Below are 15,263 nucleotides of genomic sequence, written 5' to 3'. Positions count from 1 at the left end.
ACCAAGAGGCCCATGTGGAGCGCCTGTTGGTGAGATTGATGGCTCGATTGCACCGCTCTGCCTGTATCTACTCCTCTGGCATATGCCAACGTCATGGGCGGTGTCCGAGAGTGCCGGGAATGCCCGGCCCGGCCGTGCGGTTCGAGTTCTTCGTACAGACGGGCGAGCGGAGCGGGAGCGACGATGAGTGACACCGGAGACGCGGATCGACAGGGGAGCCGCACGCCGGACCGGGCCGGGACCGGCCCGTCCGCCCCGTCGGACCCGCCGGGCGGCGGCGGGGCCCTCGTCGGAGCTCCCGGTGACGGGATCCGCGGGACGGCCGTCGGCCGGGCCCCCGTCCCGCTCTCGGTGCTCGACCTCGTCACCGTCGGCGCCGGCAGCACCGCCCACGCCTCCCTGCGCACCAGCGTGGGCATCGCCAGGCTCGCCGAAGCCCGCGGCTACCACCGCCACTGGGTCGCCGAGCACCACTCGATGCCCGGGGTCGCCAGCTCCTCCCCGGCCGTGATCCTGGCCCACCTCGCGGCCCACACCTCCCGGATCCGGCTCGGTTCGGGCGGAGTCATGCTGCCCAACCACGCCCCGCTCGCCGTCGCCGAGCAGTTCGGCACCCTGGAGGCCCTCGCTCCGGGCCGGATCGACCTCGGCCTCGGCCGCGCCCCCGGCACCGACGGGCGCACGGCCGCCGCGCTGCGCGGGCCCGGGCGGCGCGACGAGGCCGTGGACGAGTTCCCCCGGCAGCTCGCGGAGCTGATCCGATTCCTCGACGACGACTTCCCCGACGGGCACCCGTACGCCCGCGTGCACGCGGTGCCCGGTCCCGTCCAGGGCCCCGCCGCCCGCCCGCCCGTGTGGCTGCTCGGCTCCTCCGGCTTCAGCGCCCGGCTGGCGGGCGGTCTCGGACTGCCCTTCGCCTACGCGCACCACTTCTCCCCGGCCGGGACCCTGCCCGCCCTCGACCTCTACCGGCAGTCCTTCCGGCCCTCGGCCGTCCTGGACGCCCCGTACGCGGTCATCGGCGTCGCGGCTCTCGCGGCCGGCACGGACGCCGAGGCCCGCGCGCAGGTGCTGACGGGCGCGCTGTCGATGCTGCGGCTGCGCGGCGGGCGCCCCGGGCTGGTGCCGACCCCCGAGGAGGCGGCGGCTTACCCGTACACGCCGCTGGAGCGGGAGTTCGTGGACGAGCGGCTCGCGGGCGTGGTCCACGGCACCCCCGACGAGGTGCGCGCCGGACTCGACGCCCTGGCGAAGGCGACCGGCGCCGACGAGCTGATGCTGACCGCCAACGCCCATGGCGGGGAGGCCAGGTTGCGCTCGTACGGGCTCGTCGCAGATGCGTACGGGATGCCGGGGGAGGACCCGGCAGGCTTCTGATCGAAGACGAACGGGGTTTGGCTGGTTTGTTGCCGAAACCTTGCGCGGGGATGGCCGGAGGTACGTGAAAACTGCTCGTCACCTGGGGTGGCGGGCAGTTTTTGGTATGCCCTCACGCCTCTGACCAAGGGATTTGTCCTGGCAGTGGTCTAGTCCTTCTTTGGTCCAAACCATTGACGCGGGCCGGGAGTGATCGCTATCACTTCTCCCACCTGATGTTCTCGCTCTCCCCTCCCACCCCCCGGAGGCAGTTCATGCACATCCGTAAACCCCTCATCGCGGCTGCCGCCACCGCCGCGCTTGCAGCCGGTGCGCTGGCGACCTTCGCGGGGCTCGGTACCGCCGCGGCCGCCGAGGCCTCCTCCACCGCCACGGCCGGCAACGTCAAGATCGCTTACTACGACCAGTGGAGCGTGTACGGGAACGCCTTTTACCCCAAGCACCTCGACACCCGCGGCATAGCGAGCAAGCTCGACGTCATCAATTACTCGTTCGGCAACATCCACCCCACCGACCTCACCTGTTTCGAGGCGAACAAGGCGGCGGGCGACGACAACAACCCCAACGCCGGTGACGGGGCGGGCGACTCGTACGCCGACTACCAGAAGTCCTTCAGTGCGGCCGACAGCGTCAGCGGCGTCGCCGACAAGTGGGACCAGCCCATCGTCGGTGTCTTCAACCAGTTCAAGCAGCTCAAGGCCAAGTACCCGAACCTGAAGATCAACATCTCGATCGGCGGCTGGAGCTACTCGAAGTACTTCAGCGACGCGGCCAAGACCGACGCTTCCCGCAAGAAGCTCGTCTCCTCCTGCATCGACCAGTACATCAAGGGCAACCTGCCCGTCGAGGGCGGCTACGGCGGCGCGGGCAGCGCCGCCGGCATCTTCGACGGCATCGACATCGACTGGGAGTACCCGGGCTCGTCGGGTGGTCACCTCGGCAACCACTACGCCGCCGAGGACAAGCAGAACTTCACGCTCCTGCTCAAGGAGTTCCGCACCCAGCTCGACGCGTACGGCGCGGCCAACGGCGGCAAGAAGTACCTGCTGACCTCGGCCCTCCCGGCCGGCCAGGACAAGATCAAGTACATCGAGACGGACAAGATCGGCGCGTACCTCGACTACGCGAACATCATGACGTACGACATGCACGGCGCCTGGGACGCGGACGGCCCGACGTACCACCAGTCCCCGCTGCTGAACTCGGCGTCCGACCCGACCGACGCGATCACCCCGGGCACCGAGAAGTACAGCATCAAGAACGCCATCGACTCCTGGATCGACGGCAACGCGGCCTACGGCATCACCGGCGGCTTCCCCGCCAACAAGCTGACCCTGGGTTACGAGTTCTACTACCGCGGCTGGAAGGGCGTGCAGGCCGGTACCACCAACGGTCTCGCCCAGCCCGCCTCCCAGGCCTCGGCCGCCCGTCCGACCAGCCAGCAGGCAGGCATCGCGCTCTACAAGGAGCTCGGCGGGATCGTCGACAACCCGGCGACCACCTTCTGGGACGACCAGGCCAAGGCCTCGTACTTCTTCAAGGACGGCGAGTTCTTCACCGGCCTCAACCAGAAGTCCATCCAGGCCCGGGTCGACTACGGCAAGCAGCGCGGCCTGGCCGGCGCGATGATGTACTCCCTGCTCGGCCTGGACACCAACGCCACGCTGCTGAACCAGATCTCGGACTCCCTCGGCGGCACCACCCAGCCGCCGACCACCCCGCCGACCACGCCTCCCACCACTCCGCCCACGACGCCGCCGACCACCCCGCCGACCACGCCTCCGACGACGCCGCCCACCACGGGCTGCACCGCTCCGGCCTACGTCGCGGGCACCGTCTACACCGGTGGCAACGAGGTCTCGTACAACGGCCGCAAGTACAAGGCCCAGTGGTGGACGCAGAACGAGGTGCCCGGCACCACCGGTGAATGGGGTGTCTGGAAGGACCTCGGCGCCTGCTGATCTCCCCCCACCCCGCGCCGAGCGCCGGCCGCCCCCGCCCCTCTCACAGGGGCGGGGGCGGCCGTGTCGGCGGCCGTGGCCGGCGGTCAGCGCCGGGCGGGGGCGTCCACTTCGTACTGGCCGACCGTCACGAAGTACCGCAGCTCCTCGGGGGTGCCGTCCATGGCCTTGTTGGCCGCCGCGCGCAGAGCGGCGCTGATGCCGGGGCGGGCCAGGATCCGGGCCACGGCGACCCGGTCGTCCTCGGCCCGGGCGAGCCGCAGGCCAGTGGCGAGGAAGGCGGTCCGGTCGGCGGCGGTGCCGTCGAGGGCCTTGTTGGCCTCGCGCTTGACGGCCCTGCCGCTGGCGGGGTCGGCGAGCAGCTTGACGATGGCCGCGGCGTTCTGCGTGTCCGTCGAATTCGCCGCCGACGCGGCGGCGGGAGCGGCTGACGGGCCCGCGGCGAGCGCCGGCGTGGCGAGGAGCAGGGCCGGGGCGAGTGCGCCGGCGGCCAGGACGAGGGCGGCTCGGGTCGTCTTCATGTGGTTTCCCCCTGGTACGAAGAGCTGCCGGCGGCAGGCCGGCACGAAGATCGTTCCAAAGGGTGGCGCGGTGACGTAATGCCGGTGTCCGGCAGAGTCCGGCGCCGCTCGCTGCCGTGCTCCGCCCGCAACCCGGCTCCCTTTCGGTCCCCGGGGTACGGCGGCCGGTTCCGCCCCGGGGTACGGCGGCCGGCCGGCGGGCCGCTCAGCCGGGGGCGCCGGTCCGCGGCCGGGCGGCGATCATCTCGGCGATCAGTTCCGGGGCCACCGCCCGGGAGTACAGCCAGCCCTGACCGGTGTCGCAGCCGACGCGGCGCAGCCGGGCCGCCTGGCCGGCCGTCTCCACGCACTCCGCGGTCACCGTCAGGCCCAGCCGGTGCGCGAGCTGCACCAGGGCCTCGACGATGGTCTCGTCGGCCGGATTCGGATGGGCGCCCTCCTCGTAGCGGAAGCCGCGGACGAAGGAGCCGTCCAGCTTCAGCACCGAGACCGGCAGCCGGCTCAGGTACGCGAGGTTGGAGTAGCCGGTGCCGAAATCGTCGATCGCGATCCGCACCCCCATGTCGCTCAGCGCCTGCAGGGCCTGGAGCGGTCGTCCGGCCGAGCCCATCACCGCCGACTCCGTCAGCTCCAGCTGGAGCAGCTGAGGTGCCAGGCCCGTCTCCGCCAGGATCTCGGCGACGTCGCCGACCAGGTCGGAGTCCCAGACCTGGCGCACCGCCACGTTGACGGACACGAAGACGGGCGAGTCGCTGGGCTGCTCGATCTGCCAGCGCCGTGCCTGGCGGCACGCCGTGCGCAGCACCCACCGTCCCAACTGCACGATGGAGCCGTCCTCTTCGGCAATTCCGATGAACCGATTCGGCGTCAGCGTGCCGAACTGCGGGTGGTTCCAGCGCACCAGGGCCTCCACCCCGCGCACCACCCCGCTCTCCAGATCCACCAGCGGCTGGTACTCCAGAGTGAACTCGTCCCGCTCCACGGCCGGCCGCAGCGTGGAGGAGAGTGCCTGGCGGGTCATGCGGTGCGCGTTGCGCTCCGGGTCGAAGAGCGTCCAGCGCGCCTTGCCGTCGGCCTTGGCCCAGTACAGCGTGGTGTCCGCGGCCTGCATGAGCCCGGTCGCCGAGGTCCCGGAGGCCGCCCGCTCCACCACCCCGATCGAGGCGGAGACCGACAGCCGCTGCCCGGCGAGGTCGAACGGCTCCTGCACGGCGGCCAATACGCTCCGCGCCAGGTCGGCGAGCTGCTCGGTGCTGGTGGACTCCTCGACCAGCAGGGCGAACTCGTCACCGCCGAGCCGTGCCACCAGGTGTCCGCCGGTGCGTCCGTAGCCGGACTGGTCGGCGCACCGGGCCAGCCGCTTGGCCACGGCGGCCAGCAGCCGGTCGCCGACCCGGTGGCCCAGGGTGTCGTTGACGGCCTTGAAGCCGTCGAGGTCCAGGTAGCACAGCCCGATCCGGCCGGTGCCGCCCTGCTCGTACGAGGCCGCCTCCAGGGCGGCGGAGAGCCGCTCGAAGAACAGCGCCCGGTTGGGCAGCCGCGTCACCGGGTCGTGCATCTGGAGGTGGCGCAGGCGGGCCTGGAGGTCGCGCCGGTCGCTGATGTCGGCGACGGACAGCAGGACGTCGCCGGTCCCGGGGACGGGGCCGAGGGTGATCTCGGTCCACAGCGAGTGCCCGTCGGGGTGCTTGAGCCGGCGGGTGCAGCGCAGCCGCGCCTGCCGGCCGCGCAGTACCTCCTGGTAGGCCTGCCAGGTGCGGGCCTCGGAGGCCAGGTCCACCAGATCGGCGGCGGACCGCCCGGCGAGGGCGGCCGGCTCGGCGCCCAGCAGGGCGGCGAGGGCCTGATTGGCGCAGGCGACGTGGCCACCGCGGTCGATGACGGCCATGGGGAGGTGGGCCGCGTCGAAGGCGGCCCGGAAGTCGGCCTGGTGACCGGTCTGGGTCCCGGCCGCGTGGTCGTGCGGCGCGGCCTCGGCATGGTCCGGGGTTGCCGTCTTCGTCAGTTCTGAGTGACGCTGCGTCATGGCCGATCGGATGTTGTCGGCCGCCGAACCGGTTCCGTCTGAGGTTCCGCTCACCGTTGGCTCCCGCAGTGCGTGTGAGTGTCCGTGCAGGAAAGTGTGCCGATCATAGAGGCTGCCGGACGGCCCTATCCAGCGGCGTCGCCGTGCGGGACGCGGGAGTTCGGTGTGATGACGGATCGTCGGCGCGATTGCGCCTGATCGTTTCCGCACGGCTGTGAGCATGCGGCGACTCTCGCTGACCTCACCTGATCGGTCGTGACTTTCCGTAGGCGGGTGTGCGAAACCCCGCGTCACCGGCTTGCCCCAGTGCTCACTCGTGTGGGGCAGCGGAACAGGGCATTAGTAAGACAATCGCCCCAAGGTGGATGAAGAGGTACTAATCCACCACCGGAGGTCGATGTGCCGCGACAGCAGACACCCGGGGGAGTGGACCGCTCCCGCATGCGAACCACGGCGGCGGCGCTCACTTCCCTGACGGCGCTCGCCGCCATGTCGCTCGTCGCGGGACCCGCGGTCGCCGCACCCGGGGCCGGACCCTGCGCGCTGACCCGTACCGCGGCGCACCACTCCCTGGGCCTGGACAGCTGGAACGGCGCCTACCCCAGGCCCGAGCGCACCCTCAACGCGGTCATGGTCTTCCTCTCCTTCCCCGACCACCGCCCCGCCCTGACGGCCGAGCAGCTCACCGGCGACTACTTCCCGGCGACCAGCGACTTCTTCGAGAAGGCCTCCTACGGCCGCTTCCGACTGGTCCCGCACCCGCAGAAGCAGTGGATCAGGATGCCGAAGCCGTCCACCGCGTACGGGATGCAGCGCGACTGGGCACCGGCGGACCGCGCCGCCTACCTGCGCGACGCCGTGGCCGGCGCCGATCCGACGGTGGACTTCGGCCAGTACGACGTCGTCTACTTCGTCGCCGACCCGGACGCGCCCGGGGTCGACTCCGACGCCACCAAGGTCGTCAACTTCGACCAGCCGATCAGGGCGGACGGCACCGACCTGCGCCGCATCGTCACGGTCTTCGAGAAGCACCCGCCCGACCGCAACGTGCTGGCCCACGAGACGGGGCACGTCTTCGACCTGCCCGACCTCTACCACCGGCCTTCGGACGGCAAGGGCGACTGGGACACGTACGTGGGCGACTGGGACGTCATGGGCAGCCAGTTCGGCATGGCCCCGGACCTCTTCGCCTGGCAGAAGTGGAAGCTCGGCTGGCTGGACGCCTCCCAGGTGGACTGCGTACCGGCCGGCTCCTCCCTGCACACGATCCAGCCGTTGTCCGAGGCCCCGCCGCGCGGCGGCACGGGCGGCACCCGCCTCGCGGTGATCCGTACGGGGACCGGCAGCGCGGTCGCGGTCGAGGCCCGGGGTTCGGCGGGCAACGACGGGGACACGTGCACCGAGGGCGTCCTGGTCTACCGGATCCGCACCGAGGCGGCCTCGGGCGGTGGGCCGATCGAGGTCATGGACGCGCACCCCGACACCGAGGCGTGCTGGGACCGGTCGGTGTACCCGCCGCTCGCGGACGCGCCGCTGGAGGTGGGCGAGACGTTCACCGTGCCGGGCGAGCGGATCACGATCGAGGTGGCCGACCGCACGCAGTCCGGCGCGTACACGGTGAAGATCACGCGATAGGGCGAGTCGGGGAAACAAGAAGGACCCCCACTCGCATGGGGGTCCTTCTCCGTCTGTGCGCCGCCAGGGACTCGAACCCCGGACCCGCTGATTAAGAGTCAGCTGCTCTAACCAACTGAGCTAGCGGCGCTTGGTGACGAGCAAAACATTAGCATCCCGACCGGCGATCGGAAAAATCGATATCCGCAGCTCGGGTGGCACGGACGAACGCCCACAGCAGCGCCTCGGGTCCGGGCAGCCACGGCAGCCGAGTGTCGGGCGCCACCAGCCAGCGGGACGGCCCCGCGGCGGCGGCCAGCGGGGGCACGGTGACGGCGTCGCCGGGGCCGTGGCAGAGCGGTGCCGGGACGGGGGTGCTCCACTCCTCCCAGGCCAGGAGGGCCGGGAGGCGGTGCGCGGTGCCGGGAGCGGCGAAGAGCAGCGTCCGCCCGCGGTGCACGGCGGCGGGCCCGGAGCCGGGGCCTTCGGCCCAGAGCAGGTCGAGCATGCGGCGCCCGAGGACGAGCGGAACGCTGACGACGTCGAAGGCGGTCCCGCAGGGCAGTACGGCGGGCGCCGTGGGCCGGGCCTGCCAGGCGGCCAGCGTGCTGCCCGGCCGGGCGGACGCGGAGGCCAGCCAGGCGGCGCCGGCCGGGGTGACATGGTTCGCGGAGGCGGTCGTCGTCCGCATGTCGAGCGCGGGACAGCCGGTGAGGGTCGTCATGCGTCCAGGTCTACCCGGTGTAGCGGAACGATCTCCGGGAGTTACGGGAATCCAGGACAGGCCGGGTGGCTCTGGGGTATGTTGCGCCCCGCATATGCCAGAGGTCGCACCGCGGAGCCCGCCCGCCCGTCGGGTCAGGCACCCCCGGGAGTGGTGCCGCGCAGCAGGGACTCGCCGAACTCGATCATCTTGCGGGCGTAGTCCTCGGTCCACTCCGCCTGCTCCGCGATGGCGGCCGCGGGCACCCGGTCGAACCGCCGCGGATCCGCCAGCTGCGCGGCCGCCACGGCCTGGAACTCCACCGCCCGCTCCTGCGCGGCCCGGAAGGCCAGGGTCAGCTCCGTCGCCCGGACCAGCAGCTCCCGGGGGTCCTCGATCGATTCCAGGTCGAAGAAGTGCTCCGGGTCGGTGACGGTCTCCGACGGCTCGAAGAGCAGGTGTGCGGGCCGTAGCCTGCGCTCGGTCCGCTCGGGCTCTGCCATGCGTGTCCTCCTGCTGCGCGTGGGAACGGTGGGCCGAAAAGCTTCCGGGCCACCGTCCATTGTCCAGCTTCGCGCAAGACGGCCCGAGGGTGTCCGCGGGTGGGCGGGAACATCCGTACGGCCGATGGTGCGCACGGGGAACTGGACCGGCTCTGCGACGGGGGCATCGAGCGGGTGATCGGGTCGGCGCCGTCATCCGCCCGGTGTGCGGCTGCACCCGCACGCCGCGTGCGACCGTCTGGCCGGGGCGCTCGTCACGCGATGACCGGCGCCTTCGACAGCGCCGCCACCTCGTCCAGGACGGTCGCCAGCTCGCCGGCGAGGCCCTGCGGGGCCCGGAACGCGCCGGCCGGGACCAGCCCAGTGATGCCCGGGACGGCCACCGAGGATGCGGTGGGCACCATGCCCACGGCCTCCAGTACCGGCCGCAGCATCGCCGCGGCCGGCGCTCCGCCGGTGCCGCCCGCGCTGTAGGAGACGAGGCCTGCCGGCTTGCCCTGCCACTCGCGGTAGAGGAAGTCGACGGCGTTCTTGAACGGGGCGGTGAAGCCGCCGTTGTACATCGGCAGGACGAAGAGGAAGGCGTCCGCGGAGTCGATCAGGGCGCTCCACGCGCGGGTGTGGGGGTGGGTGTAGATGCCGCTGGAGGCGTACTCGGGCTCGTCCAGGAAGGGCAGCGCGATCTCGCCGAGATCGACGGGGGTGACCTCGAAACCGCCGTGCTCCCGGGCCCGGTCGGCGACCCAGCGGGCGACGGGGCGGGCGAGGGAGGTCGGGCGGACGGACGCGGAGACGATGTGCAGGCGGATCGGGTGGGAGTTCACGGAAGGGGGCTCCTCGCGGTGTGGGCAATGTTGTTGACGTGTCACCTATGGTGCGGGTCCATGGAAGCCCGTATATGGGTGACGTGTCAACTAGGTAGGTGACATGTCACTTACCGGTCTAGACTTCGGTCATGACCGAGATCGAGAGCGGGCCGCGCTGGCTCAGCGAGGCCGAGCAGCAGGCGTGGTACGCCTGGCGACGGATGTTTCCGCTGGTCAACGCTGATATCGCACGCGATCTGACCCAGGACAGCGGGCTCTCCGAAGCCGACTACGACGTCCTGTCCGTCCTCGGCTCCACCGACGGCCACCGCATGCGCATCAGCGCCCTCGCGGTCCTCATGCAGTGGTCCCGCAGCAGGCTCTCCCACCAGCTCACCCGCATGGAGCAGCGCGGCATCGTCCGCCGCGAGGAGGTGGCCGGCGACGGGCGCGGCGCCGAAGTGGTCCTCTCCGAACAGGGCGTGACCGCGATCATGACGGCGGCCCCGCTCCACGTGGAGTCGGTGCGCCGCCACCTGATCGACATCCTGACCCCGGAGCAGCTGCGCACCTTCGCCGAGGTCGGCGAACTGCTCAGGACCCGCCTCGGCGTCGAGCGCAAGTCGCGCTGATTCAGGGCTTCCAGGGCACGCGGTGTTCCGCCAGGTGCGCCAGGACCGAGTGGTTGGCCTCCCAGCCGTCCGGGAACTTCACGGTCACGCCCAGCTGTACCGGTTCCGTCGACGGGTGTTCGTCCAGCAGCTCCGCTATGCCCGCCCGGGCCACCACCACGCAGGCGTGCCGGTGCCGCGAGGCCAGCACGCACAGCCGGCCCGTCTCCAGGTGGAAGGCGGTCGCGTCCGGGCGGCCCGAGAGCGGGTGGAGCACCACCGTGAGGTCGTACTCGCGGCCCTGGAGCCGGTTCGCGGTGTCCACCGTGACCCCGGTGACCCCGAGGGAGGCCAGCGCGGCCCGGACCGCCGCCGCCTGGTCCCGGTGGGCGGTGCCCACCGCGATCCGGTCGGCGGTCAGCGGGGACGGGCCGCCGGGCTCTTCGTCCACCGTCACCGCACCCCGGTCCAGCGCCCGGCGGACCACCAGGGCCACCGCCCGCACCGCCTCGGGATCGGTCCGCGGGGTGTGCCGGGCCGGCAGCTCCAGCAGCCCCCAACCCGACTCGGCGGCCTCGTCCAGCACCCGGTCGGGGCCCGAACCGTCGCCCGCGACCCCGTAGGACAGCCGCCGCTCGCCCGGGCCCGTCCCGCTGCGGAACTGCGTGTACGGGTAGAACGCGCGGGAGACCAGCGGCGCGGCCGAAGCCGGCAGCCGCCACGACACCGGCAGCCGGTGCTGCGGCAGGTCCGGGTTGTGGGCGAGGAGGGTGGACACCGCCGAGGCGGAGGGGTCGTAGGACAGGCCCGCCCACTGCTCGGCGCCGACCACGCTGAAGGGGTCCAGCTGCCCCGGATCGCCCACGAACAGCGCCCGGTCGAACAGCCCCGCCACGGCGAGCAGCGCGTCCGAACGCATCTGGTACGCCTCGTCGACGATGGCGTGCTCCCAGGGCTCCACGTCCTTGACCCAGGCCCACTTGGCCGCCGTGGAGATGGTGACCGGCAGCCCGGCGAGCTCCGCCGGCTTCGCCGAGAGGACCACCGAGGGCAGTTCGCGCAGGGCCGGATCGAAGCTGTCGCCCTCGCTGCTGTGCAGCCGGCCGACCTTCAGCTCCGGGTCCTTCCCGTGCAGCCGCAGCACCAGGTCGTCGACCTGGGCGTTGGTCTGCGCGACCACCATCAGCCGGCGCCCGGCGGCCGCCAGATCGCGCGCCGCCCGCACCACCAGGGTGGACTTGCCGGCCCCGGGAGGGGAGTCGACGACCACGCCCCGGGCCGGTCCGTGCAGGGTGTCGTGCAGGATGGCCGCGGTGGCCCGGTCGGCCTCCGCACCAGGATCGAAACTCACAGCAGGTCCTCGGCGGTCACTGGATCGGGCGCGGAGTCGGGCATCGGGAGCGCGGGAGCGGAGCCGGCCGGGTGCACCGGGGCCGAACCGGTCGGGTGCGGGGCGGCCGAACCGGCCAGGTGCGCGGGCGGTCCGCCGTGGGTCCACGGGGTCCGCTCGGCGTCCGGCAGCTTCGGGCCGCCGCGCGCGTCGTGCTCGAAGAGCGTCCAGCACACCCGGTCGCCCTTCTCCGGCACGGAGCCCGCCACCGGGTCCTTGCCCCGGCCCATCTTGTCGAGGAGGCGCAGCACCAGGCGGCCGTCCTCCTCCCGGCGCACGAACTGCGCGCTCTGCGGGCGCCCGTCCAGGGAGCGGTACACCTTCGTGTTGCCGTCCCCGCTGACGCCGTCCGCGAGCTGTGGCCGGTCCTCGGTGGCCACCGTCACCAGCGGGCGCGGGCTCGGCCGCGTCGACCCGGTCCACTCCATGACCACTTCGGTGACCTCGCCGGCGAAGGCCTCGCCCGCGAGCCGCCGCCCCGCCATCACCAGGAGGTCGTCCAGCGCCTCCTGGGCCTCCAGCCTGACCTGCTCGGTCTCCCGCGTCGCGAGCTTGCGGGCCGCCGTCACCGCGTCGTCGCGGCGCGGCTGCGGGCCCTCGCCCGCACGGACCCGGTCCCGGTGGCCGGTGTAGGACCAGCGGTCGCCGGTCCAGCGGTCCTCGGTGCGCTCCCCGGCGGGCAGTTCGCGCAGCAGGCCGATGGACTCCCACACCGCCCGCCAGGTGCTTTCCATCTGCGCCACGACCAGCTGCCGGACCGCCTGTTCGGCGGCGGCCCGAGCCCCGTCCCCGGTTCCGGCGCCGTTCCCGCTGCCGTTCCCGTTGGCAGCGGCGGTCGCACGGGCCGCGTCGAACTTCGCGATCGCCGGGGCCAGCAGCTTGTTGTCGAACGCGGGATCGGTGGCCGGACCGGCCGGCGGGACCAGCAACTGCCCGTCCGGGCCCCGGCCGAGCTCCGCGCGCAGCGCCCGCTCGGCGCCGGAGGTCCCCCGCGGCGGATCGATCCACGCCAGCAGCGCGCCCAGGTGCTGGTCCTCCAGATTGCTCTGCCCGGTCGCCCAGTGCCGGGACAGCAGGTCCGTCGCCGACAGCAGCATCGAGGAACCCGGCACCCGGGAACGCTCGGCGAGGTGCGTGAACCAGCGCCCCAGCAGCGGCACCCGCGCGGGCGCCGGATACGGGTTCTCGGGGTCCTCTTCGGCGGTCCGCCGGAAGCGCATGGACCGGCCCAGCAGCCGTACGTACTCGATGCCCGCACGGCTCGGCACGATCAGCTGCGGCGCGTCCAGGCACAGCTCGGCCTCCACCTTGACCCGCTTGCCCGTCTCCGGATCGGTCTCGGTGCGCTCCACGGGCTCGACGGCGTCCGCGTACGACTCGAGGTACGGGACCACGTGCCCGGCCAGCTCCGCCAGGAACTCCCACCGCAGGTCCCGGTCGCGCGGCTGCGTTACGACCAGGACGTGCGGCGCGTCGGGATCGGTGCCGACCATCGCGCCGAGCGGAGCCCCGGCCTCGCCCGCGGTCGTCAGCGGTACGAGGACCAGCGGGCGCCCGCTCAGATGCCGGTGCCGTACGGTCGCCAGCGGCTGGGCCCGGCCCGCCCGGACGGCCTCCAGCCGGGCCAGGGTGCTCATGAGGGACATGCGGCGGCCTCCGGGCGGACGCGGTAAGGGGCCTGCTCCAGCGCCTCGGCGCGCAGCCGGGCGGCGTGCCGCAGCGCGGCCGCCGTCGGGTCGCCGGGGGCGGAGCCGCACACGGGCTCGGCACCGGCGGCCGCCGCGAGGGCGGCTTCGACCGTGGTCAGCGCGCCCAGCTCGCCCCGTACCGAACGGCCCAGCGCGGTCACCTCATCGGCCCCGCGCGCGCGGCCCCGGCAGTGGAAGGCCAGCTCGCAGGCGGCCAGGCACTCGGGGGCGTAGGCGGCGGACACCGCCGAGACGGCCTCAGTCAGCTCCTCGGCGGAGCGCGCCGGGTCGAAGCTGAGCCCCTCGGGCAGGGCCCCGGCCAGTTCCTCGACCCGGGTGAGGCGCTCCAGCTGGCGCCGGGTCACGGAGCGCTCGCGGCGGATGTCGACGGCGGCGGCGGTGGGCAGGTTCGAGAAGTCCTGGGGGCAGACCAGGAGCACGGTGTGGCCGACCTCGGCGCCGGTCAGCTTCGCGGCGGTGGACTCCAGCGCCAGGACGTAGACGGCGGCCTGGCGGGCGGCGGCGCCCACCTTGGCCGCGTCGGCGGCCCCGTCGATCATCGGGAACGACTTGATCTCCACGACGGTCCAGCGGCCGTCGGGGTGCACGACGACGGCGTCCGGCTCCAGGTAGGCGGGGGAGCCGGCCACCTCCAGCGCGAGCATGGGGTGGTCGAGCAGGGTCCAGGCCCCGGCGGCGGTGGCGTCCCGCAGCGCGAGCGCGGTGCGTGCGGCGCGGCCCTGCGGCCCGGCGGCGGTGAGATCGGGCACGAGCGCGTCCGGCCCGGGCGCGTCACCGGACCCGGCGCCGAGGTGTTCGTGCACCAGCCGCAGGAGCTCGGCTCCGCCGTCGCCCTTGACCTTGGCCTCGAAGGAGTTCCCGCGCACGATGGCGAACTGCGACTGCCCGAAGCCGGCGGGGGAGCCGAGGGCCGCCGCGAGGGCCGTCTTGTCCACGCCCGCGCCGTCGAGCAGTGCGCGTCTGCCGCAGCCCGGGTTGGCGGCGAGCGCCGCCAGCGCGCGGGCGTCGAGCGGGCGGGGCGGTACGGCGGGGCCGCGCAGGTCAGCGAGCCGCTGCCGCAGAGTCCTCGGGGGCGGAGTCGTCGGCCGCAGCGGCCTCGGCGTCTGCGGCAGCTGCGGGGTCTGCGGCGGCACGGCGCTGGACGGGTAGGAGCTCACCCGCGGAAGTGTCCCATCCGCCACTGACAATCGTGGACTTACCGTGGAAACCGGCTGTTCGGACGGTGCGCGGTGCGCCGGATCCGGGCAGGGCGCGGGCCACGAGGTATCCGGCGCCCATCACGGCGGCCCCGGCGACGGCGTCCAGGAAGTAGTGGTTGGCGGTGCCCATGACCACGAGGGTGGTGACGGCGGGGTAGGCGGCGCCGAGCGCCCGCACCAGTGGCCGGCGCCCGTGGCGCCACAGTGCGATCCCGCACCACAGGGCCCAGCCCACGTGCAGGCTGGGCATGGCAGCGAACTGGTTGGTCAGGCCCCCGAGCCCGCGCGGGGCGCTGGCCTCTCCGCCCCACCAGCCGTACGCGCTGTACCGGGCCATCGTGTCGGTGAACCCGTAGGAGGCGTCGAGCAGCCTGGGCGGGCAGGTGGGGACCAGGGCGAAGCCGATGAGTCCGAGGACGGTGGAGCTCGCCAGCCAGGTACGGGCGAATCGATACTGCTGGGGGCGTCGCCGGTAGAGCCAGACCAGCACCGCCGGGGTGACGAGGTAGTGCAGGGAGGCGTAGACGAAGTCGGCGGGTATGCCGAGCGCCGCGTGGTGGGTGAAGAGCCGGTTGAGCGGCCGCTCCAGGTCGATCGCCAGGAGTTCCTCCACGCGCAGGATCGCGAGCCCGTGGTCGACGGCCAGCCGTACGTCGCCCCGGGCGAGGAGTCTGCCGCCCGAGTACGCCCCGTAGAGGAGTCCCAGGACCAGCAGTTCGGCCCACCATCGAGGGGGCTGCCGCCGATTAGTCATACGGCGTAGGACGTGTGTGAAGAGGCGGAGGTTGCGCGCCGTTCATCTGATGGATGATGGAGCGGCGACGGAATCCCCGCAAAGCAGTG

Annotated in this window: 12 protein-coding genes, 1 tRNA gene and 1 pseudogene; 4 read left to right on the top strand and 10 right to left on the bottom strand. The window is 72.8% G+C overall.

The genetic code is table 11. The annotated features are described in order from the left end of the window. The first annotated feature begins 183 nt into the window (after window positions 1-183). On the top strand, window positions 184-1,377 hold the full coding sequence (locus OG389_RS14130) for an LLM class flavin-dependent oxidoreductase (RefSeq protein ID WP_328298834.1): 1,194 nt from the start codon (window positions 184-186) through the stop codon (window positions 1,375-1,377). A 254-nt stretch (window positions 1,378-1,631) separates the two neighbouring features. Next, on the top strand, window positions 1,632-3,338 hold the full coding sequence (locus OG389_RS14125) for a glycosyl hydrolase family 18 protein (protein ID WP_328298833.1): 1,707 nt from the start codon (window positions 1,632-1,634) through the stop codon (window positions 3,336-3,338). An 86-nt stretch (window positions 3,339-3,424) separates the two neighbouring features. Here OG389_RS14125 and OG389_RS14120 read toward each other — a convergent pair whose 3' ends face one another. After that, the gene (locus OG389_RS14120) at window positions 3,425-3,859 is read right to left on the bottom strand and encodes an ALF repeat-containing protein (RefSeq protein ID WP_328298832.1); all 435 of its coding nucleotides are present in this window, start codon (window positions 3,857-3,859) and stop codon (window positions 3,425-3,427) included. Window positions 3,860-4,064: 205 nt separating this feature from the next. Continuing rightward, on the bottom strand, window positions 4,065-5,885 hold the full coding sequence (locus OG389_RS14115; protein WP_328298831.1) for a putative bifunctional diguanylate cyclase/phosphodiesterase: 1,821 nt from the start codon (window positions 5,883-5,885) through the stop codon (window positions 4,065-4,067). Window positions 5,886-6,284: 399 nt separating this feature from the next. Here OG389_RS14115 and OG389_RS14110 point away from each other — a divergent pair, with 399 nt between their 5' ends. Continuing rightward, on the top strand, window positions 6,285-7,520 hold the full coding sequence (locus tag OG389_RS14110) for a M6 family metalloprotease domain-containing protein (RefSeq protein ID WP_328298830.1): 1,236 nt from the start codon (window positions 6,285-6,287) through the stop codon (window positions 7,518-7,520). Window positions 7,521-7,576: 56 nt separating this feature from the next. Here the strand turns inward: OG389_RS14110 and OG389_RS14105 are convergent. From OG389_RS14105 to OG389_RS14090, 4 genes and pseudogenes are all read right to left on the bottom strand, one after another. Beyond that, window positions 7,577-7,650 (bottom strand) — tRNA-Lys (locus OG389_RS14105). Continuing rightward, window positions 7,641-8,190, bottom strand: a pseudogene (locus tag OG389_RS14100) (bifunctional DNA primase/polymerase). The gene OG389_RS14105 and the pseudogene OG389_RS14100 overlap by 10 nt, the downstream one beginning before the upstream one ends. A gap of 167 nt (window positions 8,191-8,357) precedes the next feature. Beyond that, complete coding sequence (locus OG389_RS14095) at window positions 8,358-8,705, bottom strand: hypothetical protein (RefSeq protein ID WP_328298829.1); 348 nt, start codon at window positions 8,703-8,705, stop codon at window positions 8,358-8,360. A 254-nt stretch (window positions 8,706-8,959) separates the two neighbouring features. Next, window positions 8,960-9,529: an NADPH-dependent FMN reductase gene (locus OG389_RS14090; protein WP_328298828.1), complete on the bottom strand. Its 570-nt coding sequence runs from the start codon at window positions 9,527-9,529 to the stop codon at window positions 8,960-8,962. Window positions 9,530-9,660: 131 nt separating this feature from the next. Between OG389_RS14090 and OG389_RS14085 the strand changes: the two genes are divergently transcribed. After that, window positions 9,661-10,143 carry a MarR family winged helix-turn-helix transcriptional regulator gene (locus OG389_RS14085; protein ID WP_328298827.1) on the top strand — a complete coding sequence of 161 codons (483 nt, stop codon included), beginning with the start codon at window positions 9,661-9,663 and terminating at the stop codon, window positions 10,141-10,143. A gap of 1 nt (window position 10,144) precedes the next feature. On the opposite strand, the gene OG389_RS14080 is transcribed toward OG389_RS14085, so the two are convergent. From OG389_RS14080 to OG389_RS14065, 4 genes are read right to left on the bottom strand one after another with little or no spacing between them, the layout of a single operon-like run. Continuing rightward, on the bottom strand, window positions 10,145-11,473 hold the full coding sequence (locus OG389_RS14080; protein ID WP_328298826.1) for an AAA domain-containing protein: 1,329 nt from the start codon (window positions 11,471-11,473) through the stop codon (window positions 10,145-10,147). Beyond that, on the bottom strand, window positions 11,470-13,158 hold the full coding sequence (locus tag OG389_RS14075) for a hypothetical protein (RefSeq protein WP_443059268.1): 1,689 nt from the start codon (window positions 13,156-13,158) through the stop codon (window positions 11,470-11,472). Before OG389_RS14075 ends, OG389_RS14080 begins: the two co-directional genes overlap by 4 nt. Next, a complete protein-coding gene (locus tag OG389_RS14070; protein WP_328298825.1) occupies window positions 13,146-14,378 on the bottom strand; it encodes a hypothetical protein in 1,233 nt (410 codons plus the stop codon). The genes OG389_RS14075 and OG389_RS14070 overlap by 13 nt, the downstream gene beginning before the upstream one ends. Continuing rightward, window positions 14,263-15,174: a phosphatase PAP2 family protein gene (locus OG389_RS14065; RefSeq protein ID WP_328298824.1), complete on the bottom strand. Its 912-nt coding sequence runs from the start codon at window positions 15,172-15,174 to the stop codon at window positions 14,263-14,265. Before OG389_RS14065 ends, OG389_RS14070 begins: the two co-directional genes overlap by 116 nt. Window positions 15,175-15,263 lie beyond the last annotated feature (89 nt).

The sequence above is a fragment of the Streptomyces sp. NBC_00435 genome (genome assembly GCF_036014235.1).
GTDB lineage: Bacteria > Actinomycetota > Actinomycetes > Streptomycetales > Streptomycetaceae > Streptomyces.
Note: the sequence above shows the minus strand (reverse complement) of the source record. Positions and strands in the feature narration are given on the sequence as shown.

Excerpts from the sequence above, each read along its gene's own strand:
- OG389_RS14130 (WP_328298834.1), top strand. The coding sequence starts at position 184 with ATGAGTGACACCGGAGACGCGGATCGACAGGGGAGCCGCACGCCGGAC.
- OG389_RS14125 (WP_328298833.1), top strand. The coding sequence starts at position 1,632 with ATGCACATCCGTAAACCCCTCATCGCGGCTGCCGCCACCGCCGCGCTT.
- OG389_RS14120 (WP_328298832.1), bottom strand. The coding sequence starts at position 3,859 with ATGAAGACGACCCGAGCCGCCCTCGTCCTGGCCGCCGGCGCACTCGCC.
- OG389_RS14115 (WP_328298831.1), bottom strand. The coding sequence starts at position 5,885 with ATGACGCAGCGTCACTCAGAACTGACGAAGACGGCAACCCCGGACCAT.
- OG389_RS14095 (WP_328298829.1), bottom strand. The coding sequence starts at position 8,705 with ATGGCAGAGCCCGAGCGGACCGAGCGCAGGCTACGGCCCGCACACCTG.
- OG389_RS14085 (WP_328298827.1), top strand. The coding sequence starts at position 9,661 with ATGACCGAGATCGAGAGCGGGCCGCGCTGGCTCAGCGAGGCCGAGCAG.
- OG389_RS14075 (WP_443059268.1), bottom strand. The coding sequence starts at position 13,158 with ATGTCCCTCATGAGCACCCTGGCCCGGCTGGAGGCCGTCCGGGCGGGC.
- OG389_RS14065 (WP_328298824.1), bottom strand. The coding sequence starts at position 15,174 with ATGACTAATCGGCGGCAGCCCCCTCGATGGTGGGCCGAACTGCTGGTC.